This is a genomic window from Pseudonocardia sp. WMMC193 (genome assembly GCF_021728735.1).
Classification (GTDB): domain Bacteria; phylum Actinomycetota; class Actinomycetes; order Mycobacteriales; family Pseudonocardiaceae; genus Pseudonocardia; species Pseudonocardia oroxyli.
Genome location: NZ_JAKKDO010000003.1, coordinates 6009865 through 6032452 on the forward strand (window position 1 = coordinate 6009865; position 22588 = coordinate 6032452).

Below are 22588 nucleotides of genomic sequence, written 5' to 3' on the forward strand. Positions count from 1 at the left end.
CATGGTCAGCCGCAAGCTCTGGCAGGCGCTCGGCGTCGCGGGCGGCATCGCGGGGGCGGCAGGCGCCGCGGTGGGCGTCGGGGTGGCCACGCACAAGCGGCACGAGATCGCGAAGGACCGGCGCCGCCTGGCGGGGGAGCTCGACGCCGAGGGCGGGCAGCCGGGCGCGCAGCCGCCGCGGACGTCGTCGTCGGTCATGGCGGACGACGGCATCCGGCTGGCCTGCGAGGAGCTCGCGCCCCGCACCGGGGACCCCGCGCTCACGGTCGTGCTGGTGCACGGGTTCGCCCTGGACCGCCGCACCTGGCACTTCCAGGCCCGGGACCTGCCGCGGATGACCGATCCGGCGGTCCGCACCGTGCTCTACGACCAGCGCAGCCTCGGCCGCTCCGAGCGCGCCCCGAAGGACAGCTGCACGATCGAGCAGCTCGGGCGGGACCTGGACGCGGTCATCCGGGCCCTCGCGCCCGAGGGGCCGCTCGTGCTCGTCGGGCACTCGATGGGCGGCATGACCCTGATGGCGCTGGCCGAGCAGCGCCCACAGCTGTTCACCGAGCGGGTGCTCGGCGTGGGCCTGGTGTCGACCAGCGCGGGCGAGCTGGGCTCGGCGGGGCTCTCCGGCAGCCTGCTGTCCCGGTTCAACCCCGCGACCAGGGCACTCGGGGCCCTGGCCGCGCTGCAGCCGAAGCTGGTGGAGACCGGGCGGAAGGCCCTCGGGGACGTCATCTGGTCGATCACGCGGAAGTTCGCGTTCGGCGACCAGAAGGTGGACAAGGCCCTCGTCGACCTCGTGGACACCATGATCAGTGCCAACGCCGTCGACGCCCTGATGGACTTCGTGGGCACCGTCGGCACCCACGACCGGGTGGCCGCGCTGCCCGCGTTGGCGACGTGCGAGCTGCTCGTCGTGCACGGGACCGCGGACCAGGTCATCCCCGTCTCCCACGGCGAGCTGATCGCCGCCGAGCTGCCGAAGGCGGAGTTCCTGGAGCTGGAGGGGGTCGGGCACATGCCGATGCTGGAGCGCCACGAGGAGGTCGAGGCGGCCATCGAGGACCTCATCCGGCGGTCCGCCGCCCGGCTGCCGCAGGAGACGGGACGGAGGCGCGCGTGATCACCGGGGAGGGCGGACCGGACACGGCCGTCGAGCTGCCGGAGACGGCGGACACGGAGGCGTTCGGCGAGGAGCTGGGGCGCACGCTCGGCGCCGGGGACCTGGTGGTGCTGTCCGGGCCCCTCGGGGCGGGCAAGACCGCACTGGTCCGGGGCCTGGCCCGGGGTCTGCAGGTCGCGGGACCGATCACCTCGCCGACCTTCGTGATCGCCCGGGAGCACGCGCCGCTGCCGGGCGGGCCCGGAGTGCCCCTGGTGCACGTCGACGCCTACCGGCTGGGCGGGTTCGCCGAGCTGGACGACCTGGACCTCGACACCGACCTCACCGAGGCCGTGGTGGTGGTGGAATGGGGCGAGGGCGTCGCGGAGCGGCTGGCCGAGCACCACGTCCTCGTGCAGCTCGAGCGCAGGGAGGACGACGTGCGGGTCGCCCGGGTCAGCCGTGGTTGAGGCGGTCGTCTTCGACTGGGGCGGCACGCTCACGCCCTGGATCACCATGGACTTCCGGGCCGGCTGGGAGACCTACACCTCGATCCTGCACGCCGAGGACCCCCTGCTCGCCCGGGAGGTCGCGAGCGCGCTCGCCGCGGCGGACACCGGTCGCTGGGCCGCGGTGAAGGACGGGGCGAAGGCCTTCCACCTCGGCGAGGTGCTGGCGGACGCCGCCGTCGACACCTCCTCCGAGCTGCACGGCCGGGCACTGGAGGCCTACCGGGAGTTCTGGGTGCAGGCCACCCACACCGATCCCGAGGCCGCGCCCATGCTCGCCGCGCTGCAGGAGCGGGGGATCAAGCTCGGGGTGTTGTCCTCGACGATGTGGCCGGGCGAGTGGCACGAGGAGTGGCTGCGCCGGGACGGGGTGCTGCACTACTTCGACGGCGTCACCTGGAGCAGCGACCTCGAGTTCACCAAGCCGCACCCCACCGCCTTCGAGGCGGCCCTCGCGGCGGTCGGCGCCACCGACCCCGCGCGGTGCGTCTACGTCGGCGACCGTCCCTACGACGACATCAGCGGGGCGAAGGGCATCGGCATGCGCGCGGTCCTGGTGCCGCACAGCGACATCCCGGTGGACCAGCAGGTCCCGGTGGACGTGTCCCCGGACGGGGTGATCCAGCGCCTCGCCGAGCTGCCGGACCTGATCGAGCACTGGTAGCGAGTCGGACATCCCGGCCCGCGAGGTCGGATGGTTCACCGGGGCTCGTAGGGTGGGTTCGTGCTCGTGTTGGCGCTCGATACCTCCACCCCCGCCGTCACCGCCGGACTGGTGCGGGACGGGGTGACCGTGGCCGAGCGCGTGGAGACGGACGGTCGCAAGCACGGCGAGCTGCTGATGCCCGCGGTGCAGGCCGTGTGCGCCGGGGCGGGGGTGGCGCTGCGGGAGCTGGACGCCGTCGTCGTCGGGGCCGGGCCGGGACCCTTCACCGGGCTGCGGGTCGGGATGGTCACCGCGGCCGCGCTCGGTGACGCGCTGGGGATCCCCGTCCACGGGGTCTGTTCGCTGGACGCCATCGCCGCAGCCGTGGTCGCGGACGGGCCGCTGACCGGCAACCTGCTCGTCGTCACGGACGCGCGGCGCCGCGAGGTCTACTGGGCCGCCTACGAGGCCGAGGGCGCCCGGCTGAGCGGGCCCACCGTCGAGTCGCCCGACGCCCTGCGCGAGCGACTCCCCGGGCTGCGGCTCGTCGCCGCGGCCGGGACGATGGCCGCCGGGTTCGGCCTGCCGGTCCACGAGGCCACCCCGTCGCCCGCGGGCCTGGTCGCGGTGGCGCCGCTGCACAGCGCGCCCGGCCCGCTGGAGCCGCTCTACCTGCGTCGACCCGACGCCGTCCCGCCGGGGGAGCGGAAGCAGGTCGCGCGGTGATCGGCCCGCTCTACCGCGCGGACGCCGAACGCTGCGCCGAGCTGGAGAAGATCCTCTTCCCGGGCGACGACCCCTGGTCCGCCCAGGCCTTCCGGGACGAGGTGTCCCGCGGCCTGCCGTACTTCGCCGCCCGGATCGACGGCGAGCTCGTCGGGTACGCGGGGCTCGGGTTCACCGCGGGCCCCCCGCAGGCCGAGGCCGAGGTGCACACCATCGGCGTCGACCCGGCGCACCAGGGGGAGGGCATCGGCCGGGCGCTGCTCGACGCGCTCCTGCACACCGCCGACGCGGTGCACGCGACCGTGTTCCTCGAGGTCAGGACGGACAACGAGCCCGCCATCGGGCTGTACGAGAAGACCGGGTTCGAGACGGTCGGGCTCCGCAAGCGCTACTACCGGCCGAGCATGGCCGACGCCTACACGATGAAGAGGGACCCGCGGTGACGATCGTCCTCGGTATCGAGACCTCCTGCGACGAGACCGGCGTCGGGATCGTGCGGATGCCGGACTCCGGCGTCCCCGAGCTGCTGGCGAACGAGATCGCGTCCAGTGTGGAGGAACACGCGCGGTTCGGCGGCGTGGTGCCGGAGGTGGCGTCCCGGGCCCACCTGCAGGCGATGGTCCCGGCGGTGTACCGCGCCCTGACCACCGCGGGGCTGACCGGGCGAGACGTCGACGCCGTCGCCGTCACCGCCGGTCCCGGGCTCGCCGGTGCGCTGCTCGTCGGGGTCGCGGCGGCGAAGGCCTACGCCGCGGCGTGGGACGTCCCGCTGTACGGGGTGAACCACCTGGCCGCGCACGTCGCCGTCGACACGCTGCAGCACGGACCGCTGCCGCCCGCGCTCGCCCTGCTCGTCTCCGGCGGCCACTCCAGCATCCTGGCCGTGCCCGACCTCGCCGGGCCGGTCACGCCGCTGGGCTCCACGATCGACGACGCCGCGGGCGAGGCCTTCGACAAGGTCGCTCGCCTGCTCGGGCTGCCCTTCCCCGGCGGCCCGTGGATCGACAAGGCCGCCCGCGAGGGCGACCGGAACGCCATCCGTTTCCCGCGTGGTCTCACCGGCCCGCGGGACGCGAAGCACGACTTCTCCTTCTCCGGCCTCAAGACGGCGGTGGCCCGCCACGTCGAGTCCCTGGACGGCGACGTCCCGGTCGCGGACGTCGCGGCGAGCTTCCAGGAGGCCGTCACCGACGTGCTGACCATGAAGACGGTCCGCGCCGCGCAGGAGTTCGGCATGGACACGGTGCTGCTCGGCGGCGGGGTCGCGGCCAACTCGCGGCTGCGGGAGATGGCCGAGGAGCGCTGCACCGCCGCAGGCCTGACCCTGCGGGTCCCGCGCCCGGGTCTCTGCACGGACAACGGCGCGATGGTCGCCGCGCTCGGCGCCCACCTCGTCCACACCGGCGCGCACCCCTCCGACCTCGGGATCCCCGCGAACTCGAGCATGCCGGTCACGGATGTGCTGGTCTGACCCCGTGAGCGGCGATAGTCGCTATAGCGACTATCGCCGCTCACGGGTCGGGGTCAGGCGCTGACGTGGGACAGCAGGCGGATCTCGTCGTCGGTGAGGGCCAGGGTGATCATGGGCAGGATGCCCGCCAGCTGCTCGGGCGTGCGGGCGCTGGCGATCGGGGCGGTCACCGTCGGCTGCGCGGCGAGCCAGGCGAGGGCGACGGCGGCCTGGGTGGTCCCGTGGCCCGCGGCGATCTCGTCGAGCACCGCCAGCACGGCGGGCCCGCGGGGGTCGTCGAGGTACTTCGCGGCGCCCTGCGCCCGCACCGAGTCCACCGCCGCGCCCCGGTACTTGCCGGTCAGGAACCCGGCGGCCAGGCCGTAGTAGGGGAAGCAGGCCAGCTCCTCGGCGGCGACGAGATCGGCGAGGGAGGACTCGTACTCGCCCCGCTCCATCAGGTTGTAGTGCGGCTGGACCGCCGTGTAGCGGGTGAGCCCGTCCCGGTCGGAGATCTCCAGGGCCTCCCGCAGCCGCGCGGCGGAGAAGTTGGAGGCCGCGACCGCGCGGACCTTGCCCTCCCGCACGAGGGCGTCGAACGCGTCGAGGGTCTCCTCCTGCGCGGTGTCCGGGTCGTCGCGGTGCGCGTAGTAGAGGTCGATGTGGTCGGTGCGCAGCCTGCGCAGCGAGTCCTCGCAGGCGGCCTTGATGTTCTCCCCGCCGAGCCCGGGGCGCGACGGCAGGCTGCCCACCTTCGTCGCGATCACCATGCGGTCGCGGTTGCCGCGGGCGGCCATCCAGTCGCCCAGGATCGTCTCGGACTCCCCGCCGGAGTTCCCGGGCGCGCGCCACATGTACGAGTCCGCCGTGTCGACGAACGTCCCCTGCGCCTCGGCGAAGGCGTCGAGCACGGCGAACGACTGGTCGGCGTCGGCGGACCAACCGAAGACGTTGGCGCCCAGGCACAGGGGCGAGACGTCGATTCCGGAGACCGAAGGCATGCCGTGAGCCTACGGTGGCGGGCCTGTTGAGGGTCTGGCACTCTCGTGGGTAGAGTGCCAACGCACAGTTCAGGTCGGGTTGCCCCGGCACCCGCGACGGCGGGGCCCCCTGGTCGACTGTCGGTACTTCACTGACGGACTTCAGCACCAGAAAGGCGAGGTCATCGTGGCGAACATCAAGCCGCTCGAGGACAAGATCGTCGTCCAGGCCAGCGAGGCGGAGACCACCACGGCCTCCGGCATCGTCATCCCGGACACCGCCAAGGAGAAGCCCCAGGAGGGCAAGGTCCTGGCGGTCGGCCCCGGCCGGATCGACGACAACGGCAACCGCGTGCCGCTCGACGTGGCCGTGGGCGACGTCGTCATCTACTCGAAGTACGGCGGCACCGAGGTCAAGTACAACGGCGAGGAGTACCTGATCCTCTCCGCTCGCGACGTGCTCGCGGTCGTCAACTGACCTTCCGCGTCTGATTCCGCCCCGGCGGCCTTCCGGGCTGTCGGGGCGGTGTCGTTCCGACCTTCGAGAGAGGCAGTAGATGGCGAAGCAGATCAGCTTCGACGAGGACACCCGGCGTGCGCTCGAGCGTGGTGTGAACCAGCTCGCGGACGCCGTGAAGGTGACGCTCGGCCCGCGCGGCCGACACGTCGTCATCGACAAGAAGTTCGGTGGGCCCACCGTCACCAACGACGGTGTGACCATCGCGCGCGAGATCGACCTCGAGGACCCGTACGAGAACCTCGGGGCCCAGCTCGCGAAGACCGTCGCCACCAAGACGAACGACGTCGCGGGCGACGGCACCACCACGGCCACCGTGCTGGCCCAGGCGCTGGTCCGCGAGGGCCTGCGCAACGTGGCGGCCGGGGCGGACCCGATCTCGCTGGGCAAGGGCATCGCCGCCGCGGCCGACAAGGTCTCGGAGTGGCTGCTGTCCAAGGCCACCCCGGTCAACGGCGCCGAGCACATCGCGCAGGTCGGCACCATCGCCTCCCGCGAGGAGGAGATCGGCCGGCTCATCGCGGACGCGATCGGCTCCGTCGGCTCCGACGGTGTGATCACGGTCGAGGAGGGCTCCACGCTCTCCACCGAGCTCGAGATCACCGAGGGCCTGCAGTTCGACAAGGGCTACCTGTCGCCCTACTTCGTCACGGACGCGGAGAGCATGGAGGCCGTCCTCGAGGACGCCTACATCCTGCTGCACCGCGACAAGATCAGCTCGATCCAGGACCTGCTCCCGCTGCTGGAGAAGGTGCTCGGCGAGGGCAAGCCGCTGCTGATCATCGCCGAGGACGTCGAGGGCGAGGCCCTGTCCACGCTGGTGGTCAACTCGATCCGCAAGACCGTCAAGGTCGCCGCGGTCAAGTCGCCGTTCTTCGGTGACCGCCGCAAGGCGTTCATGGACGACCTCGCGATCGCCACCGGCGGTCAGGTCATCAACCCGGAGGTCGGGCTCAAGCTGTCCGAGGCCGGGCTGGACCTGCTGGGCAAGGCGCGCCGGGTCGTCGTCACCAAGGACGCCACGACCATCGTCGAGGGCGGCGGCCAGGCCGCCGACATCGAGGGTCGCATCGCCCAGATCAAGGGCGAGATCGAGTCGACGGACTCGGACTGGGACCGCGAGAAGCTCCAGGAGCGCCTCGCGAAGCTGTCCGGCGGCGTCGCGGTGATCAAGGCCGGGGCGGCCACCGAGACCGCGCTCAAGGAGCGCAAGCACCGCATCGAGGACGCCGTCGCGGCGACCCGGGCGGCGGTCGAGGAGGGCATCGTCCCCGGCGGCGGCACCGCGCTCGTGCAGGCCGCCAAGGCGCTCGACGAGCTGTCGCTCGCGGGTGACGAGGCGACCGGCGTCGCGATCGTCAAGAAGGCGCTGACCGCGCCGCTCTACTGGATCGCCGCCAACGGTGGTCTCGAGGGTGCCGTGGTCACGGCCAAGGTCGCCGAGCAGCCGTGGGGGCAGGGCTTCAACGCCGCCACGCTGACCTACTCGGACCTGCTGGCCGACGGCGTCATCGACCCGGTCAAGGTCACGCGCAACGCCGTGGTCAACGCCGCGTCGATCGCGCGGATGGTGCTCACCACCGAGAGCGCCGTCGTGGACAAGCCCGAGGAGGCTCCGCCGGCTCCGGCCGCGGGCGGCCACGGACACGGACACTAGGTCCATCCACACGAAAGGGCGGGCGACCTCACCGGTCGCCCGCCCTTTCGGCGTTCGTGCGGGGTGGTGTCGGTCAGACCGTTGCGCGGTCGACCTTCAGCCTGCGGGAGCGGCCGCGGATCAGCAGATCCCGCTCGTGCTCCGAGAGGCCGCCCCACACGCCGTAGGGCTCCTGCACCTCCAGGGCGTGCCGTCTGCACATCTCCAGCACCGGGCAGGTCCCGCAGATCTCCTTGGCCCGCTGCTCCCGGTTCGCCCGGGCGGGTCCGCGCTCGCCCTCGGGATGGAAGAAGAAGCCGGAGTCCATACCCCGGCAGGCTCCCTGCATCTGCCAGTCCCAGACGTCCGAGACCGGCCCGGGCAGTCGCCTGATGTCCGCCATCTCACTTCACCCCGTTCGACACGCCGCCGTTGCTCAGCAGCGAGATGCCCACCCTAGAAACGCGCCAAACCTTGTTCAAGGGAAAAGTTGCGCCGGGGCGGCCGGCTCCGGACCATGTCCGGGTGACGACGCAGCCGGATACCCCGCGTCCGGGCGCCGACACCCCCGGGCTCACCGTCGCGGCGGTGGCGCGGCGCCTCGGGATCGCCCCGGCCACGCTGCGGACCTGGGACCGCCGCTACGGCCTCGGGCCCTCGGCGCACACGGCGGGCTCGCACCGCCGGTACCGACCGGCGGACCTCGCCCGGCTCGAGGTCATGCAGCGGGCGCTGCTCCAGGGCGTCACCCCCGCCGAGGCGGCGCGGCTGGCGCTGGGGCCGGGGAGTGCCCCGTCCTCGCCGGTCCTGCTCAGCGCCACCCCGGGTGTCGCCGACCAGGCCCGGGTCGGCGGCAGCGTGCTGCGGCTCGGCGGCGCGGGCAGGCGGGCCCGCGGGATCGGACGGGCCGCGCTGGCGATGGACGCCGCGGCCGTCCGCAGGCTGGTCGACGACGCCGTGACGGCGGACGGCCTCGTCCCCACCTGGGACACCGTGGTGCGGCCGGTGTTCGGCGCGATCGCCGAACGGTGGGAGTCGACCGGGGCGGGCGTGGAGATCGAGCACCTGGTGAGCGAGGCGGTGATCGCCGTCTACGGGGCGCGGGCGCTCGCCGCGCCGCGACCCCCGGCCGAGGTGCGGCCGGTGCTGCTGGCCTGCACGCCGGGGGAGCGGCACAGCCTCCCGCTCTCGGTGCTCGCCGCGGTCCTCGCCGAGTGCGGCGTGCCGTGCAGGCCCCTGGGCGCGGATCTCCCGCTCGACGCGCTGGTCGCGGCCGTGCAACGCAGCGCCCCCGCCGCCGTCGTGCTCTGGGCACAGGAGCGGCGCACGGCCGATCCCGCCGCGATCGACGGGCTCCCCCGAACCCGCCCGGCCTTCCGCTCGTTCACCGCAGGGCCGGGGTGGGAGTCGACCCCGGCGTCCGTCACGCATCTGGGCTCGTTGACCGAGGCCGTCGACACCCTGTGCGTCTTCCTGGGTGTCACCCACAGGAACTAGCCCATGTGGGTTGCCGTATGGCGCACTCTCTGAGACCTGCCACCCACATGGCGGACAACCCCTGGTGGGTGATCGCGATGGGGCCCCATCCCGGCGTGTCGGTCGTCGGGACCGGACGAGCGGAGCCGCTCGCGCGCTGGACGGCGGCCGTGGCCCTCGGTGGGCAGGGGCGGTACGCCGCCGCGGCGGCCCTGCTCGAGGAACTCGTGCGCGACCCGCGCACACCGGTCGCGATCCGGGCGCACGCGCTGGTGACGCGGGCCTCGCACCTGCGTCAGCAGGGCGGCCACGCCCGCGCCGCCCGCGTCGACGGGCAGGCGCTGAGCCTCGCGGCGGGGTGTGCGGGGGTGGCAGCCGACCTGCCGCAGCCCGGTGCGGACCTCTGCGTCGACCTGGGCTCCGCGCGGGCCGACGCGCTCGTCGGGCTGGCCGCCGACGCGCTGGGGCGGGGTGATCTCGGCGCGAGCGATCGGCTCCTGACCAGGGCGGATAACTGGGCGGTCGGCTGGCGGCCCCGGGTGCGGCTGCGCTGGGTCCGGGCGGAGGTGGCGCTGGCGCGCGGTGATCTCGACACGGCAGCCCGGGAGTCCGCGGCCGCCGTCGCCGGGGCCGCGGGTGCCGGCTCGCACCGCCATCTGGTGAAGTCCCGGCTCCTGGCCGCGGTGACCGCGCGGCTGCGGGCGGCGGACCCGACGGCCCTCGCGGCCGCCCTCGCCGCCCTCGACGGGGTGGCCGCGCAGGCGGCCGACGCCGGGCTCGTCCCGCTCCACTGGGCCGCGTCGCTGGCGGCGGCGGACGCGGCGGACGCCCTGGAGGCCGGAACCGCGACCCCGCCGGGCGTGCGGTCACCCTCACGCCGTTCCGGGGCGAAACCTCACCCTTCGGTGATCGTTGGCCCCACGGCGGACGGTGGTCCGCCGGGAGTCCCGGGACGACCGTCCATCCGTCCGATCGGGTCGGATGAGTCCCACGATCGGAGGCGTGAAGAGATGCGCGAATCGACGAACGGTGCGCCCGGCGGCGCGCCACGCCGGCGACACGCCGCGAGTATTGCGCTGAGCGTGATCCTCGACCGGTCCGAGGCACGTGGGCGGCGCCTGATGGGGGGAGGCGGCGTCGGCGCCTGAGAGGCTCGCGGTAATGTAATTACTCCATTCGGTCTCTAGTCACCCACATGACGAGTGCCACTCGGCGCAAGGGACTCGAATGGAGGCCACAAAGTGGCCCTGATCGTGTCAAGGTGGTCCGGTCACTCGCCGATGCGGAGGGTGACACATCACCCGGCTGCAGGAAGCTGCAGGAAGGAATCGTCGTGACGACGGTACTCATCTGCGACGATCGTCGCAGCGTCCGCGAAGGTCTCACCCGCGTGATGTCCGCGGTGCCCGGGGTGCACCGGATCGATTGCGTCGCCCACGGGGACGAGTTGCTGGCCCGGTTCTCCCGGCAGCCGGTCGACGTCGTCCTGGTCGGCACCCAGCGTGCGGTGCCCACCGGGGTGGAGGCGACCAGGCGACTGGTCGCGGCCCACCCCCAGGCGAACGTGATCGTGTTCGGCGCCCCGGACGACGCGGGCAGCATCGCCGCCGCCATCGCGGGCGGCGCACGTGGTTACCTCCGGTGGGACGCGTCCCGCCCGGAGCTGGTCGCCGCGCTGGCCCACACGCTGGCGTCGACCGCCGTGCCCACCCCGCGCACCCCGGCGGACCCGGGCGTGCAGCTCACCGAGCGCGAGCTGCAGGTGCTGCGCGGGATGAGCCAGGGCAAGAGCAACGGCCAGATCGGCCGCGAGCTCTACCTCTCCGAGGACACGGTGAAGACGCACGCGCGGCGGCTGTTCCGCAAGCTCGGCGTCCGTGACCGCGCCCAGGCGGTGGCCCACGGCTTCCGTCGCGGTCTCGTCTCCTAGGCGGACTCCACGCACGGCCCGGACCCCCGGTCCGGGAGGCAACGACCATCGCGCCGTTCGCGGGCGCGGTGGGTAAGGATCGGGTTCGACGGCCGGCTGCCGTGCCGCCGTGGACCCGCGCGGTGTGCGCACCGCCGACAGCGGCCGTCGCCGACGACGGCCAGGCCCGCCCTCGCCCCGGCGGGCCCGACGACATCGCCTCCCCGGTGCGGGCTCAGGCCCCCGGGAGGCTGCGGACCGTGACGACGCCCGGTCCGCGCGTCCTCGCGAGTGATCGACTCGTCCGGGTACTGCTCGCTCACCCTCCGCGCGTGCGTCACGCGGACGGTCGACCGCTCGCCGACCGCCCGGCGCAGATCGCCGTCCCGGCGTCTACGGACCGCAACTAGTAGCGTGGTCGCTCGTCGACACCGGTGAGAGCGGTTCCCGTATCCCCCCGGGGCTTCGCTACGGTGGTCGGCACTGAGGTCGATTCAGCACTCTCCGTAGTCGGCCTCACCGAACGGATGAAGACGAACATGCTGCGTAACGCCTGGACGACTCTGCGCGATGAGTGAACCGACAGACGTTCTCGACGAGCTGGTGGCATCTGCCATGGCAGGTGACCGCGGAGCGGTCGAACGTGTACTGGCCACCATCCGGCCGTTGGTCGTGCGCTACTGCCGCGCGCGCCTCGGACGGATGGACCGGTCGTCCGTCTCGGCGGACGACGTCGCGCAGGAGGTGTGTCTGGCCGTGCTGACGGCCTTGCCCGGATACCGCGTACAAGGGCGCCCGTTCCTGGCGTTCGTGTACGGGATCGCCTCGCACAAGGTGATCGACGCCCACCGCGCCGCCGGGCGCAACAAGTCCGAGCCGGTGGCGGACGTCCCCGACTCCACCGACCACGGAGACGGTCCCGAGCAGCGAGCGCTGCGCGTGGAGCTCTCCGAACAGATGTCGCGGCTGCTCGACCAGCTCCCCGAGAAGCAGCGCGAGATCATCGTCCTCCGAGTGGTCGTGGGACTGAGTGCGGAGGAGACTGCGGACGCGGTCGGGTCCACACCCGGCGCGGTCCGCGTGGCCCAGCACCGGGCACTCGCCCGATTGCGCAAGAACATGCCCGAAGAGGAGGTGGTCTGAGATGAGCGACCCGCGCAACCCCGGTGGCCCCGACCACCCCTTCGGCAGGCACCGTGCGAACGGCGGCTCGAACGGCCACAACGGCGCCGGGCGGCCCCACGGCATCCCCAACCGGCCCATCCAGTTCCCCGTGGGCGGCAGGCGCGGCGGCTCGCGCCCCGAGTTCGACGACGACTTCGCCGACGAGCCGTTGGACCTCGTCGCCGTCCAGGCGGACGACGAGCTGATCAGCGCGCTCGCCGCGGGGATGACCGTCTCGGCCCCCGGCAGGCACGGCTACGACGCGGACGACAAGGTCGTCGCGATGCTGGCCGCCTGGAAGGCCGAGGTCGACGACGACCCGATCCCGCAGCTCATGGACCTCGACACCGCGGTCGCCGCGATCGAGTCCGGCTCGCCGGCCGCTCGGCCGTCGAGCAGGCGCAGGCACCTCATCCCGCTCGCGGGTGCGGCGGCGCTGCTGGTCTTCAGCATCGCGGGCGTCTCGATCGGTGCGCAGAGCGCGGACCCGGGAGACGCCCTGTTCCCGGTCACGCAGGTGCTCTACAAGGACGCGGCGAACTCGAAGGTCGCCAAGGTCGAGGTCCAGCAGCGCATCCAGCAGGTCAACGCCAAGCTGGCCAGCGGCGACAGCGTGGGCGCCCAGCAGGACCTGGCGGCGCTCGCGCCGCTGTTGGAGCAGATCCGCCCGGAGGAGGGCCGCACCTACCTCGCCTCCGAGCAGACCTTCCTCGCGGCGAAGGCGGCCGAGACGCCCCCGGGTGTCCCGGTGGACCCGCAGGCCCCGTTGCAGAACGGGACCCCGCGGCCCAAGCCCCCGGTCACCGAGGGCGGCCAGGACCCGGCCGAGTCCAGCTCGTCGAACCCGGCGTCCAGCACGTCGGAGTCGCCGAGCGCGCCGCCGCCGTCCTCCGGCACGGTGGGGAACGACCCGACCAAGCCGGGCCCGGAGACCCAGGACCCGCGGGTCGCGGGCAACCCGGCCGTCAACCCGGCGCCGCCGAGCTCGTCCACCCAGACGAGCCCGCCGACGCGGCCGCCGACCACGGAGGGCGGGCAGGACCCGGCCACCACGACGACCACGCCGCCGCCCGGCACGTCCACCACCTCGATGGGGGCCACGACCTCGGACAGCGCCGAGGCCACGACCACCCCGAGCTGACCACGAAGGCCCCCGGTGTCCGGGGGCCTTCGTGGCGTTCAGGCGGTCAGTACCCGCCGCCGTCGATGTCCTCGATCAGGGTCGGGCCGGTCGGGGTCCAGCCCAGGAGCTCGCGGGTCGCGTCGCTGGAGGCGGCCAGGTCGAGCCCGAAGAAGCCCCCGATCCAGCCGAAGTGCGCGCCGACCTCCTCGGCGGGCAGCGACCGGACCGGCAGCCCGTGGGCCCGGCCGATGGCCTCGGCGATGTCCTTGGTGGACACCCCCTCCTCGGCCACGACGTGCAGTCGCGACCCGGCCGGCGCCTTCGCCAGGGCCAGCGTGACGAGCCGGGCGGCGTCCGCGCGGTGGACCGCGGCCCAGCGGTTCGTCCCGTCGCCCGGGTAGGCGGCGACCCCCTTCTCCCTGGCCACCGCGGTGATCACCGAGATGAACCCGTGGTCGCCCGCGCCGTGCACGGTCGGGGCGAACCGCAGGCTCACCGTGTGCACTCCGCGCTCCACGAACTCCAGCGCGAGGTTCTCGGCCCCGCCGCGCGGCGAGTCGACGCCGTGGAACGGCGCGGGGTCGGCCTCGGTGGCGGGCCTGCCCTGGGCGAGCATGGCGACGCCGGAGGCCAGCAGCAGCGGACGGCCGCTGCCCGCCAGGACCTCGCCGAAGGTCTGGACGGCGGCCCGCTCGGCGCGGTTGGACGCGGCGGGGTCGCTCCAGTCGTGCTTGTTGGCCAGGTGGACCACGGCCTCGGCCGCCTCCGCGCCGGCGCGCAGCGTGGCGAGGTCGTCGAGGTCCCCGCGCAGCACCCGCACGCCCTCGGCCTCGAGTGCGGCGGCCGCGGCGTCCGACCGGGCGAGCCCCGTGACGTCGTGCCCCGCGGCGCGGAGTTCCGTGACGGTGGCCGACCCGATCCAGCCCGAGGCCCCGGTGACGAAAACGCGCATGATGTCCTCCGATGTCAGTGACTGACGTCGACTGTACGCCGCGAAGTCAGTGACTGTCATCGCCTATCATCGGAGCATGGCACGGTGGCGGCCCGGCACGCGCGAGCGGCTGCAGGAGGCCGCGCTGGGGCTGTTCGCCACCCGCGGTTTCGAGCAGACCACCGCGACCGAGATCGCCGAGGCCGCGGGCGTCACCGAGCGCACCTTCTACCGACACTTCAGCGACAAGCGCGAGGTCCTGTTCGACGGCCAGGAGGTGCTGCTCGAGGCGTTCCTCGGCGGCATGCGCCGCTGCCCGGCCGACGCCCCGCCGGTCGACCTGGTGGCGGGCGCCCTGCAGGGCGTCGCCTCCTTCTTCTCCGACGAACGCCGACCCTGGTCGCGCGCCCGCCAGGCCGTCATCGACGCCAACCCCGCCCTGCAGGAGCGCGAGCTGTCGAAGCTGGCCACCATCGGCGGGCTGCTCACCGCGGCCCTGCGGGACCGCGGCGTCCCCGACCCGGCGGCCACGCTCGCCGCCGGGACCGCCGTCATGGTCTTCGGGGCGACCTTCGGCCGGTGGCTCGACCCGGCCGAGTCCCGCCCGTTCGACCAGATCGCCCACGCCCTGCTCGACGAGCTCGGCGCCCTCGTCACCCGCCCCGCCCCGCTCGCCCGTCCCTGATCGCTCATGATCCGGTCGTGGGGAGGGGGGCGGTCGAGATTCGACCGCCCGGCTTCCGAGGTGTGGATCATGGGTGGGCGGGCGGCGCTCGCGAGCGGTACGGGGCGCGAATCCGGGCGCGACTCGGCTCTACTCGTCGCGCTCATGATCCACCGGCGGGGAGCGGTTCGGTCGGGAATCGACCGCCCGGCTCCCGAGGCGTGGATCATGGCCACGGGTCGCGGGGGGCTGAGCCGGGTCGAGTCGGACCGGGGTCGGGCGGGGCCGGGCCGAGTTGGGGCGGTCGGGTTGGGTCGGGTCGGGCTAGCCGGGCCATGGTGAGCTGCGCCGAGCTGGCCGGGCTGTAGCGAGCCGAGCCGGGCTGCGCCGGGTCGAGGCGGGCTGCGCCGGGTCGGGTCCGGGCGGGGTCGACGGTCCGGGCGGGTCGCGGCCGGCCGGTGCTCATCCCATGATCCACGCTCGGGGAGCAGGCCGGTCGGGAATCGGCCGCCCTCCTCCCGAAGGGTGGATCATGGAGGGCGGGCGGGGCCCCCGGAACGACGACGGGCCCCGACCGAACGGTCGGGGCCCGCGGAGCTCGGTGGGCGGTCAGTCCTCGCCCAGCGCCGCGTCGGCGAAGCCGCGGCAGTACTCCCAGGTGACGTAGTGCGCCGGGTCCGGGTCGAACGCGGGCTCGTGCGGGCGCATCTGCCCCTCGTCGAGCAGCTGCTGCAGGCTCGCGCGGAGCAGGTTCCACTCGTGGAAGTGCTGCTCGCCGCAGTCGGCGCAGTCGACCAGGATCCCGCGGATCCCGCGGTGCTCGAGCAGCGCCTGGTAGACGGCGAGGTCCGCCAGGTCGGCCACGACCTCCTCGCGCTCGGCGGCGGACAGCTCGTCGTGCTCGTCGGGCCCCGCCTCCTCGTCGAGGGAGAGGGCAGGGTCGTAGGGGTCGCCCGCGAAGGGGTCAGGGGGTAGGCCGTCGAACGCCACGTGTACACGGTACCGCGTCGGCCGGGGTATCCACCGCTCCACCCACAGGCCTGTGGACAACCACCCCGGCTGTGGACAACTCGGTGTGGCGGGCGACTCCCGGAACGACCGTCTCGCGCGGATACGATGGGATGGTGTGACGCCCCCTCCGGGCGTGAGACGTCGGTGAAGGGTGCACGACCAGCCATGACGAGCGAGATCACGGGACTACCGCCGAAGTTCGCGATGCTCGGCCTGACCTTCGACGACGTGCTGCTGCTCCCCGCGGAGTCGGACGTCATCCCCAGCGGGGTCGACACCTCCACCCAGCTGTCCCGGCGCGTGCGGATCAAGGTGCCGATCGTGTCGTCCGGCATGGACACGGTGACCGAGGCGCGGATGGCCATCGCCATGGCCCGCGCGGGCGGCCTCGGGGTCCTGCACCGCAACCTCTCGGCGGAGGACCAGGCCACGCAGGTCGAGGTCGTCAAGCGCTCCGAGGCGGGCATGGTCACCGACCCGGTCACCTGCTCGCCGGACGCCACGCTGCGCGAGGTGGACGAGCTGTGCGGGAAGTACCGCATCTCCGGCCTCCCGGTGACCGACGGGGAGGGCAAGCTCGTCGGCATCATCACCAACCGGGACATGCGGTTCGAGGTGGACTTCGCGCGCCCGGTGCACGAGGTGATGACGAAGGCCCCGCTGATCACCGCGCGCGTCGGGGTCACCGCCGAGGCCGCGCTGGGCCTGCTGCGCAGGCACAAGCTGGAGAAGCTCCCGATCGTCGACGGCGGCGGCGTGCTCCGCGGCCTGATCACCATCAAGGACTTCAACAAGACCGAGAAGTACCCGCTGGCTACGAAGGACCCGGACGGCAGGCTGGTCGTCGGGGCCGCCGTCGGCGTGGGGGAGGACGCGTACTCCCGCGCGATGGGATTGGTGGACGCGGGGGTGGACGTCCTGATGGTCGACACCGCGCACGGGCACTCCCGGCGGGTGCTGGACACCGTGGCCAAGCTGCGCGCCGAGGTCGGCGAGTCGGTGGACGTCGTCGGCGGGAACGTGGCGACCTTCGCGGGCGCCCAGGCGCTGGTCGAGGCCGGGGCGGACGCGGTGAAGGTCGGCGTCGGGCCGGGGTCGATCTGCACCACCCGCGTGGTCGCGGGGGTCGGTGCGCCGCAGATCACCGCGGTCTACGAGGCCGCGCGGGCCTGCGCGCCCGCGGGCGTCCCGGTGATCGCGGACGGCGGCATCCAGTACTCGGGTGACATCTCCAAGGCGATCGCCGCGGGCGCGTCCACGGTGATGCTCGGCAGCCTGCTCGCGGGCACGGCCGAGTCCCCGGGCGAGCTGATCTTCGTGGGCGGCAAGCAGTACAAGACCTACCGCGGCATGGGCTCGCTCGGCGCCATGCAGTCCCGCGGGTCCGGCAAGTCGTACTCCAAGGACCGCTACGCCCAGGACGACGTGCTCAGCGAGGACAAGCTGGTCCCCGAGGGCATCGAGGGCCGGATCCCGTTCCGCGGCCCGCTGGCGTCGGTGATCCACCAGCTCGTCGGCGGGTTGCGGTCCGGCATGGGCTACGCGGGTGCCAACACGATCGCGGAGCTGCAGCAGGCGCAGCTGGTCCGGATCACCGCGGCCGGGCTCAAGGAGAGCCACCCGCACGACATCACCATGACCGTCGAGGCGCCGAACTACGCCGCGAGATAGGGTCTCGCAACGTGCGTGACCTCGTGGAGATCGGGATGGGCCGAGAGGCCCGTCGTGCCTACGACCTGACCCAGGTCGAGATCGTGCCGTCGCGGCGGACCCGGAGCTCCAAGGAGGTCTCCACCGCCTGGCAGCTCGACGCGTACCGGTTCGAGATCCCGCTGGTCACCCACCCCACGGACGCGGTCGTCTCGCCCGCCACGGCGGTGGCGGTCGGCAAGCTCGGCGGCCTCGGCGTGCTGAACTCCGAGGGCATCTGGGCCCGCCACGCCGACGCGGAGGGCGCGCTCGCCAAGGTCGTCGCGGCGGCGGACTCCGACGACCCGTCCGCCGCGGTGCGGATGCTGCAGGAGCTGCACTCGGCGCCCATCCAGCCGGACCTGATCGCCGAGGCGCTGCGGACGGTCCGCGACTCGGGGGTCACGGTCGCGGCGCGGGTCAGCCCGCAGCGCGCCCGCGAGCTCACCCCGGCGCTGTTGGCGGGCGGGGTGGAGATCCTGTTCGTGCAGGGCACGATCATCTCCGCCGAGCACGTCAGCAAGGGTGAGCCGCTGAACCTCAAGGAGTTCATCAACTCCCTGGACGTCCCGGTCGTCGCGGGCGGGGTCGGCGACTACCGCACCGCGATGCACCTCATGCGCACCGGCGCGGCGGGTGTGATCGTCGGCTACGGCGAGTCGAGCGCGACCACGACGGACGAGGTGCTCGGCATCGGCGTCCCGATGGCGACCGCCCTGGTCGACGCGGCCGCCGCCCGCCGGGACTACCTCGACGAGACCGGTGGCCGCTACGTCCACGTGATCGCGGACGGCGGCATCAACGGCTCGGGGGACGTCGCGAAGGCCATCGCCTGCGGCGCGGACGCGGTGATGCTCGGTGAGCAGCTCGCCGACTCCGCGGACTCCCCGGCGGACGGCCTGTACTGGACCTCCAGCGCCGCCCACCCGAGCCTGCCCCGCTCGGACGTCACGGGGTTCGCCCCGAGCGATCGGACTTTGGAGCAGGTCCTCTTCGGGCCGTCGAGCACGCCCTACGGCACGGTGGACGTCTTCGGCGCCCTGCGCCGGGCCATGGCCAAGACCGGCTACTCGGACCTCAAGGAGTTCCAGCGGGTGGGGCTGACCGTCCGCGGCTGAGCGTCGCCGTATGACTGACCGGCCCTGTCAGGGTTCGGTCCTAGCGTCCGCGTCATGAACTGGGACGCATTCGCGAAGGCGGCGCCGCACATCGCCGGGGTGTTCGAGCGCAGGTACGCCGCGGTCGGCAAGCTGTGCTTCCTCGGGACCATCCGGCCCGACGGGTTCCCGCGGGTCAGCCCGATGGAGCCTGCGTTCTACGAGGGCGATCTGATCATCGGCGGTATGCCGGGGACCGCGAAGTTCCGGGACCTCGACGTCGACCCCCGCTTCAGCCTGCACACCGCGACCGTCGACACGCGCGTCTCGGACGGCGACGCGAAGGTGTGGGGCACCGTGGCGCACGACCCGGACCCCGCGCTGCACGCGCGCTACGCCGAGGACTTCTACGCCACGACCGGTTACGACCTGCGCGGCCGTCCGATCGAACACTTCCTGGTCGCGGACATCCTGGGCGCTGCGAGCGTGGACATCGACGGCGGCCTGGTGATCACCACCTGGAGGGGCGGCGCGGAGCGGCGGATCGTCAAGCGGGAGGCCTAGCACCTCCGGTCCGCGGGCGGGAGCTCGCCACGGACGAGCCAGGCGACCGCCGTGTCCGTGGCGCAGGGCGAGTGTCCCAGCACCCCGTGGCCGCCCGGCCCGGTCGTGATCATCACCGCGCGGTCTCCGAGGGCCGCGCGCGTGGCACGGGCACCGTCGAGCGGGGTGGCGGGGTCCACCTCGTTCTGCAGGATCAGGATGTTCCGGGGGCCCGAGTCGGTGAGCGGGACCCGCGGCGTCGGGGGGCCGGTCCAGTACGCGCAGGCCGTGATCACAGCGCGGGCGCCCCCGCTCACCGGGTAGGCGGCGGCGTCCGCGGCCACGGCGGCGCGGTAGTCGGCGGGGTCGTGGGACCAGTCCGGGTCGGCGCAGGTGATGCCCAGGAAGGCGGAGGCGACGCGTTCGGCGCCGGGATCGGGGGCGGGCTCGGGCCCGAGGCGCTGCGCGAGCTCGGCCTCGGTCGGGGCGCCGGGCAGCCCGTCGAGGTGACGGACGGCGTCGACGAGGAGGGGGACGGCGGCGTCGGACCGCAGGGCGGCGGCGAGGAGCGAGCGCAGCGCGTCGGAGGTGGCGCGCACGCCGTCGAACAGCACCACCTCGCGGTCCAGCCGCGCGAGCAGGGCGAGGTAGCGGGCCCGAGGATCGGGGCCGGGCAGCGGGAGCTGCGCGAACCGGGCGTCGATCGCCCGGTCGGCGGCTCGGAAGGCCGCCTGCCTGCCGACGGTGTCGTCGTCCACGCTGTCGAGCACCATCCGGTCCACGCGGTCGGGGAACAGCGAGGCGTAGGTGGTGCCGAGGGTCGTGCCGCCCGAGGTGCCGTAGTACGAGATCCGCGCGACGCCGAGGGCCTCCCGCAGCCGGTCCATGTCGCGGGCGAGGTTCGGCGTCGTCGTGTGGACCAGCTCGGGCGCGTTCGTCATGCAGGCCCGTGCCGTGGACGCGGCGAGAGACTCGGCGTCCGGGCTGGGCGCGTCGTCCACCCCGGCCCGACCCACCTCCTCCGGGGTGAGGCCGCAGGAGATCGGGGCGCTCTCGCCGACCCCGCGCGGGTCGAGGCCGACCAGGTCGTAGTGCGGGGCCAGCGCGCCCCCGGTGAGGGCGTCGACGCCGAGGGTGTTGTGCAGGGCCTGCGCGCCGGGCCCGCCGGGGTTGGTCAGAAGCACCCCGCGCCGTTCGCCGGTCGCGGGCCGCAGCGAGACGCGCATCGTGGTCGTCGGGCCGTCGGGGTCCGCGTAGTCCAGCGGGACCCGCAGGTCGGCGCACCGCGAGTCGGGTCGCCCGGCACAGGGTTCCCACGTGAGCCCGGGCTCGGGGGCCGCCGTGCACCCGGCGAGCAGCCCCACCGCGAGCAGGACGAGGAGCAGGCGCACGGCGCCACCCTGCGGCGCCCACCGGGGCTCCGCAACCGGGGTCGGCGCGTCAGACGGCGGCGGGCACGCAGAGGACGGGGCGGTCGGAGACCTGCAGCAGCTTGTGGGCGACCGAGCCGAACAGCGCCCCGCGCCAGGGGCTCTCGTTCCAGGTCCCGACGACGATGACCCGCGCGTCGTGCGCGTCGGCCACCTTCACCAGCGCGGCGGCGGGCTGGTCGGCGACGAGCTCGGTGGTGACCGGGACGCCCGCGGCCCGCGCGGTCTCGACCGCCGGGGCCAGGATCTCCTGGGCGAGCGACTCGAGCGCGTGCCGCGCCTCGCCCGCCTCCTCGCCGACCTGCCCGGGTGGCGCCACCCCGTGGACCAGGACGAGCGGGGCCCCGAGCGACGACGCCAGCTCGACCGCGAGGTCCAGCGCCCGCGCCGCACCCGGGGACGAGTCGTAACCCAGCACGATCGCGCTCACGACGAGACCTCCTCGGGCGCGACGCCGGGTCGTTCCTGCCAGAACGTGCGGTCCCGCAGCCGCCAGCCGACCATCACGACGATACCGATCAGGAAGATCACGATGCCGATGACCAGCGGCGGCCCCAGCCCGAACCAGGTGGTGCCGCTGGAGCTGGCCTCGGGGTCGTTGAGGTCGGAGACGGAGCGGACGAGCAGCCAGATCAGCAGGCCCGCGCCCACCACCGGGCCGAGCCCGATGAGCAGGAGGTTCTTGACGCTGCGGAACAGCTGCTCGCGGTGGTACACCGCGCAGGCGATGCCGGTGAGCGAGTAGTAGAACGCGATGAGCAGCGACAACGCGGTGAGCGAGTCGAACAGCGCGTTCTCGCTGATGATGTTGGCCAGCACGTACCAGCCGATGGCGATGGCGGCGACGACCCAGGTCGAGACGTCGGGGGTGCGAAAGCGCGGGCTGATGTGGGCGAGGCGGCGGGGCAGGGCGGCCCGACGCGCCATCGACAGCCCGGTCCTCGATGCCGGGATGATCGTCGTCTGGGTCGACGCCAGCGCCGAGGTCGCCACCGAGAGCAGCAGGACCCAGTCCCACCCGCCGAGCACCTGCTCGCCGAGCACGGCGAAGATCTGCTCCTCCTCGCCCGCGTTGTCGGCCAGGAACGTGGTCCCCGCGAACGCGACGACGGCGTAGGCGACGGCCAGGTAGGTCACCAGCAGCACGATCGTCGAGAAGATGCCCGCCCGGCCGGGGGCGGTGGCGGAGTCCTCGGTCTCCTCGGTGAGGTTGACCGCGGACTCCCAGCCCCAGTACACGAACACCCCGAGCAGCAGGCCGGCCGTCAGCGCGGACCCGCCCTCGCCGAACGGGTTCAGCCAGGACAGCGACGGCGTCAGCGCGTCCTCCGACGCGTCCCCGGCGACGGCCCGCCCCAGCGCCACCCCGGCGAAGACCAGGAGCGAGACCATCTGGGCGAGGATCAGGACGTTCTGGAACCGCGCCGAGATCTCGGTGCCCAGCACGCACACCGCGGTCATGATCAGGATGACCACGCAGCTCAGCGTGACGACGAGCGGCGTGCTCTCGGTCCAGGCGTCGAGACCCACCGTGAGCAGGCCGAACCGCACCGCGACGTCCGCCAGCGACCCGACGACCAGCACCCCGGTCATCGCGATGGCCCAGCCGCCGATCCACCCGAGCCACGGCCCCAGGGCCCGGGTGACCCAGGAGAACGTGGTGCCGCAGTCCTGGTCCACCTTGTTCAGGTAGAAGAAGGCCGAGGCGATCAACAGCATCGGGACGAACGAGGCCAGCAGCACGCCGGGCGCGTAGACCCCGACGAGCGCGACCACCGGCCCGATCACCGCCGCCAGCGAGTAGGCGGGGCTCGTCGACGCGAGCCCGATGACCAGCGCGTCGAGGAACGTGATGGCGCCCGGTTTCAGCTCCGCCCGGTCCGGGGGTGCGGTCGTCATCGGATCATTGGGCCGCACGACCGTGTCTCCCACAAGTGTCGGCGGGTTACGTCTGGTTAGCGAGCATTGACCGGATCGGGAACGGCCCGCCACGA

Annotated in this window: 24 protein-coding genes; 17 read left to right on the top strand and 7 right to left on the bottom strand. The window is 73.5% G+C overall.

Going from position 1 to position 22588, the window contains the following annotated elements; translation table 11 throughout:
- Position 1 precedes the first annotated feature (1 nt).
- From L3X23_RS30860 to tsaD, 6 genes are read left to right on the top strand one after another with little or no spacing between them, the layout of a single operon-like run.
- A complete protein-coding gene (locus tag L3X23_RS30860) occupies positions 2-1114 on the top strand; it encodes an alpha/beta fold hydrolase (protein ID WP_237196690.1) in 1113 nt (370 codons plus the stop codon).
- Complete coding sequence (gene tsaE, locus L3X23_RS30865) at positions 1111-1563, top strand: tRNA (adenosine(37)-N6)-threonylcarbamoyltransferase complex ATPase subunit type 1 TsaE (RefSeq protein WP_237196692.1); 453 nt, start codon at positions 1111-1113, stop codon at positions 1561-1563. Before L3X23_RS30860 ends, tsaE begins: the two co-directional genes overlap by 4 nt.
- Complete coding sequence (locus L3X23_RS30870; RefSeq protein WP_237196693.1) at positions 1556-2266, top strand: HAD family hydrolase; 711 nt, start codon at positions 1556-1558, stop codon at positions 2264-2266. Before tsaE ends, L3X23_RS30870 begins: the two co-directional genes overlap by 8 nt.
- Positions 2267-2326: 60 nt before the next feature.
- Entirely contained in the window at positions 2327-2974 is a 648-nt protein-coding gene (gene tsaB, locus L3X23_RS30875) for a tRNA (adenosine(37)-N6)-threonylcarbamoyltransferase complex dimerization subunit type 1 TsaB (protein WP_237196695.1), read from the top strand.
- Complete coding sequence (gene rimI, locus L3X23_RS30880) at positions 2971-3417, top strand: ribosomal protein S18-alanine N-acetyltransferase (RefSeq protein ID WP_093077102.1); 447 nt, start codon at positions 2971-2973, stop codon at positions 3415-3417. Before tsaB ends, rimI begins: the two co-directional genes overlap by 4 nt.
- Complete coding sequence (tsaD, locus tag L3X23_RS30885; RefSeq protein ID WP_308116962.1) at positions 3414-4445, top strand: tRNA (adenosine(37)-N6)-threonylcarbamoyltransferase complex transferase subunit TsaD; 1032 nt, start codon at positions 3414-3416, stop codon at positions 4443-4445. The genes rimI and tsaD overlap by 4 nt, the downstream gene beginning before the upstream one ends.
- Before the next feature lie 53 nt (positions 4446-4498).
- Here the strand turns inward: tsaD and L3X23_RS30890 are convergent, their stop codons facing one another.
- Positions 4499-5425, bottom strand: a complete 927-nt coding sequence (locus L3X23_RS30890) for an aldo/keto reductase (RefSeq protein ID WP_093077108.1) — start codon at positions 5423-5425, stop codon at positions 4499-4501.
- Positions 5426-5588: 163 nt separating this feature from the next.
- Between L3X23_RS30890 and groES the strand changes: the two genes are divergently transcribed.
- Complete coding sequence (gene groES, locus L3X23_RS30895; protein WP_093077482.1) at positions 5589-5882, top strand: co-chaperone GroES; 294 nt, start codon at positions 5589-5591, stop codon at positions 5880-5882.
- Between the two features lie 79 nt (positions 5883-5961).
- On the top strand, positions 5962-7578 hold the full coding sequence (groL, locus tag L3X23_RS30900; RefSeq protein ID WP_237196697.1) for a chaperonin GroEL: 1617 nt from the start codon (positions 5962-5964) through the stop codon (positions 7576-7578).
- A gap of 73 nt (positions 7579-7651) precedes the next feature.
- Here the strand turns inward: groL and L3X23_RS30905 are convergent, their stop codons facing one another.
- On the bottom strand, positions 7652-7960 hold the full coding sequence (locus tag L3X23_RS30905) for a WhiB family transcriptional regulator (protein ID WP_237196699.1): 309 nt from the start codon (positions 7958-7960) through the stop codon (positions 7652-7654).
- A gap of 122 nt (positions 7961-8082) precedes the next feature.
- Between L3X23_RS30905 and L3X23_RS30910 the strand changes: the two genes are divergently transcribed.
- The 5 genes from L3X23_RS30910 to L3X23_RS30930 all read left to right on the top strand — a co-directional run bounded on the left by L3X23_RS30910 (position 8083) and on the right by L3X23_RS30930 (position 13247).
- On the top strand, positions 8083-9054 hold the full coding sequence (locus tag L3X23_RS30910; protein WP_237196702.1) for a MerR family transcriptional regulator: 972 nt from the start codon (positions 8083-8085) through the stop codon (positions 9052-9054).
- A 17-nt stretch (positions 9055-9071) separates the two neighbouring features.
- Positions 9072-10181, top strand: a complete 1110-nt coding sequence (locus L3X23_RS30915; protein ID WP_237196703.1) for a hypothetical protein — start codon at positions 9072-9074, stop codon at positions 10179-10181.
- Between the two features lie 185 nt (positions 10182-10366).
- Positions 10367-10963, top strand: coding sequence for a response regulator transcription factor (locus tag L3X23_RS30920; RefSeq protein ID WP_013677394.1), 597 nt, complete (start codon positions 10367-10369; stop codon positions 10961-10963).
- Positions 10964-11512: 549 nt separating this feature from the next.
- Entirely contained in the window at positions 11513-12085 is a 573-nt protein-coding gene (locus L3X23_RS30925) for a sigma-70 family RNA polymerase sigma factor (RefSeq protein ID WP_093077120.1), read from the top strand.
- Position 12086: 1 nt separating this feature from the next.
- Positions 12087-13247, top strand: a complete 1161-nt coding sequence (locus L3X23_RS30930; RefSeq protein ID WP_237196705.1) for an anti-sigma-D factor RsdA — start codon at positions 12087-12089, stop codon at positions 13245-13247.
- 46 nt (positions 13248-13293) lie between these two features.
- Here the strand turns inward: L3X23_RS30930 and L3X23_RS30935 are convergent, their stop codons facing one another.
- A complete protein-coding gene (locus L3X23_RS30935) occupies positions 13294-14181 on the bottom strand; it encodes an SDR family oxidoreductase (RefSeq protein WP_237196706.1) in 888 nt (295 codons plus the stop codon).
- 76 nt (positions 14182-14257) lie between these two features.
- On the opposite strand from L3X23_RS30935, the gene L3X23_RS30940 reads away from it, so the two are divergent.
- Positions 14258-14845, top strand: a complete 588-nt coding sequence (locus L3X23_RS30940; RefSeq protein ID WP_237196708.1) for a TetR family transcriptional regulator — start codon at positions 14258-14260, stop codon at positions 14843-14845.
- A 588-nt stretch (positions 14846-15433) separates the two neighbouring features.
- On the opposite strand, the gene L3X23_RS30945 is transcribed toward L3X23_RS30940, so the two are convergent.
- Complete coding sequence (locus tag L3X23_RS30945; protein ID WP_237196711.1) at positions 15434-15814, bottom strand: DUF5319 domain-containing protein; 381 nt, start codon at positions 15812-15814, stop codon at positions 15434-15436.
- Positions 15815-16000: 186 nt separating this feature from the next.
- Here L3X23_RS30945 and guaB point away from each other — a divergent pair, with 186 nt between their 5' ends.
- The 3 genes from guaB to L3X23_RS30960 are packed head-to-tail and all read left to right on the top strand — an operon-like array spanning position 16001 to position 19185.
- Positions 16001-17506 (top strand): IMP dehydrogenase, encoded by a 1506-nt coding sequence (gene guaB, locus L3X23_RS30950; protein ID WP_237196713.1) that lies wholly within the window; start codon positions 16001-16003, stop codon positions 17504-17506.
- Between the two features lie 11 nt (positions 17507-17517).
- The gene (locus tag L3X23_RS30955; RefSeq protein ID WP_237196715.1) at positions 17518-18642 is read left to right on the top strand and encodes a GuaB3 family IMP dehydrogenase-related protein; all 1125 of its coding nucleotides are present in this window, start codon (positions 17518-17520) and stop codon (positions 18640-18642) included.
- A gap of 54 nt (positions 18643-18696) precedes the next feature.
- Positions 18697-19185, top strand: a complete 489-nt coding sequence (locus L3X23_RS30960; protein ID WP_237196716.1) for a pyridoxamine 5'-phosphate oxidase family protein — start codon at positions 18697-18699, stop codon at positions 19183-19185.
- On the opposite strand, the gene L3X23_RS30965 is transcribed toward L3X23_RS30960, so the two are convergent.
- From L3X23_RS30965 to L3X23_RS30975, 3 genes are read right to left on the bottom strand one after another with little or no spacing between them, the layout of a single operon-like run.
- Positions 19182-20555, bottom strand: coding sequence for an alpha/beta fold hydrolase (locus L3X23_RS30965; protein WP_237196718.1), 1374 nt, complete (start codon positions 20553-20555; stop codon positions 19182-19184). The genes L3X23_RS30960 and L3X23_RS30965 overlap by 4 nt on opposite strands.
- Positions 20556-20604: 49 nt before the next feature.
- Positions 20605-21024, bottom strand: a complete 420-nt coding sequence (locus L3X23_RS30970) for a universal stress protein (protein ID WP_237196721.1) — start codon at positions 21022-21024, stop codon at positions 20605-20607.
- Positions 21021-22493, bottom strand: a complete 1473-nt coding sequence (locus L3X23_RS30975; RefSeq protein WP_237196723.1) for an APC family permease — start codon at positions 22491-22493, stop codon at positions 21021-21023. The genes L3X23_RS30970 and L3X23_RS30975 overlap by 4 nt, the downstream gene beginning before the upstream one ends.
- Positions 22494-22588 lie beyond the last annotated feature (95 nt).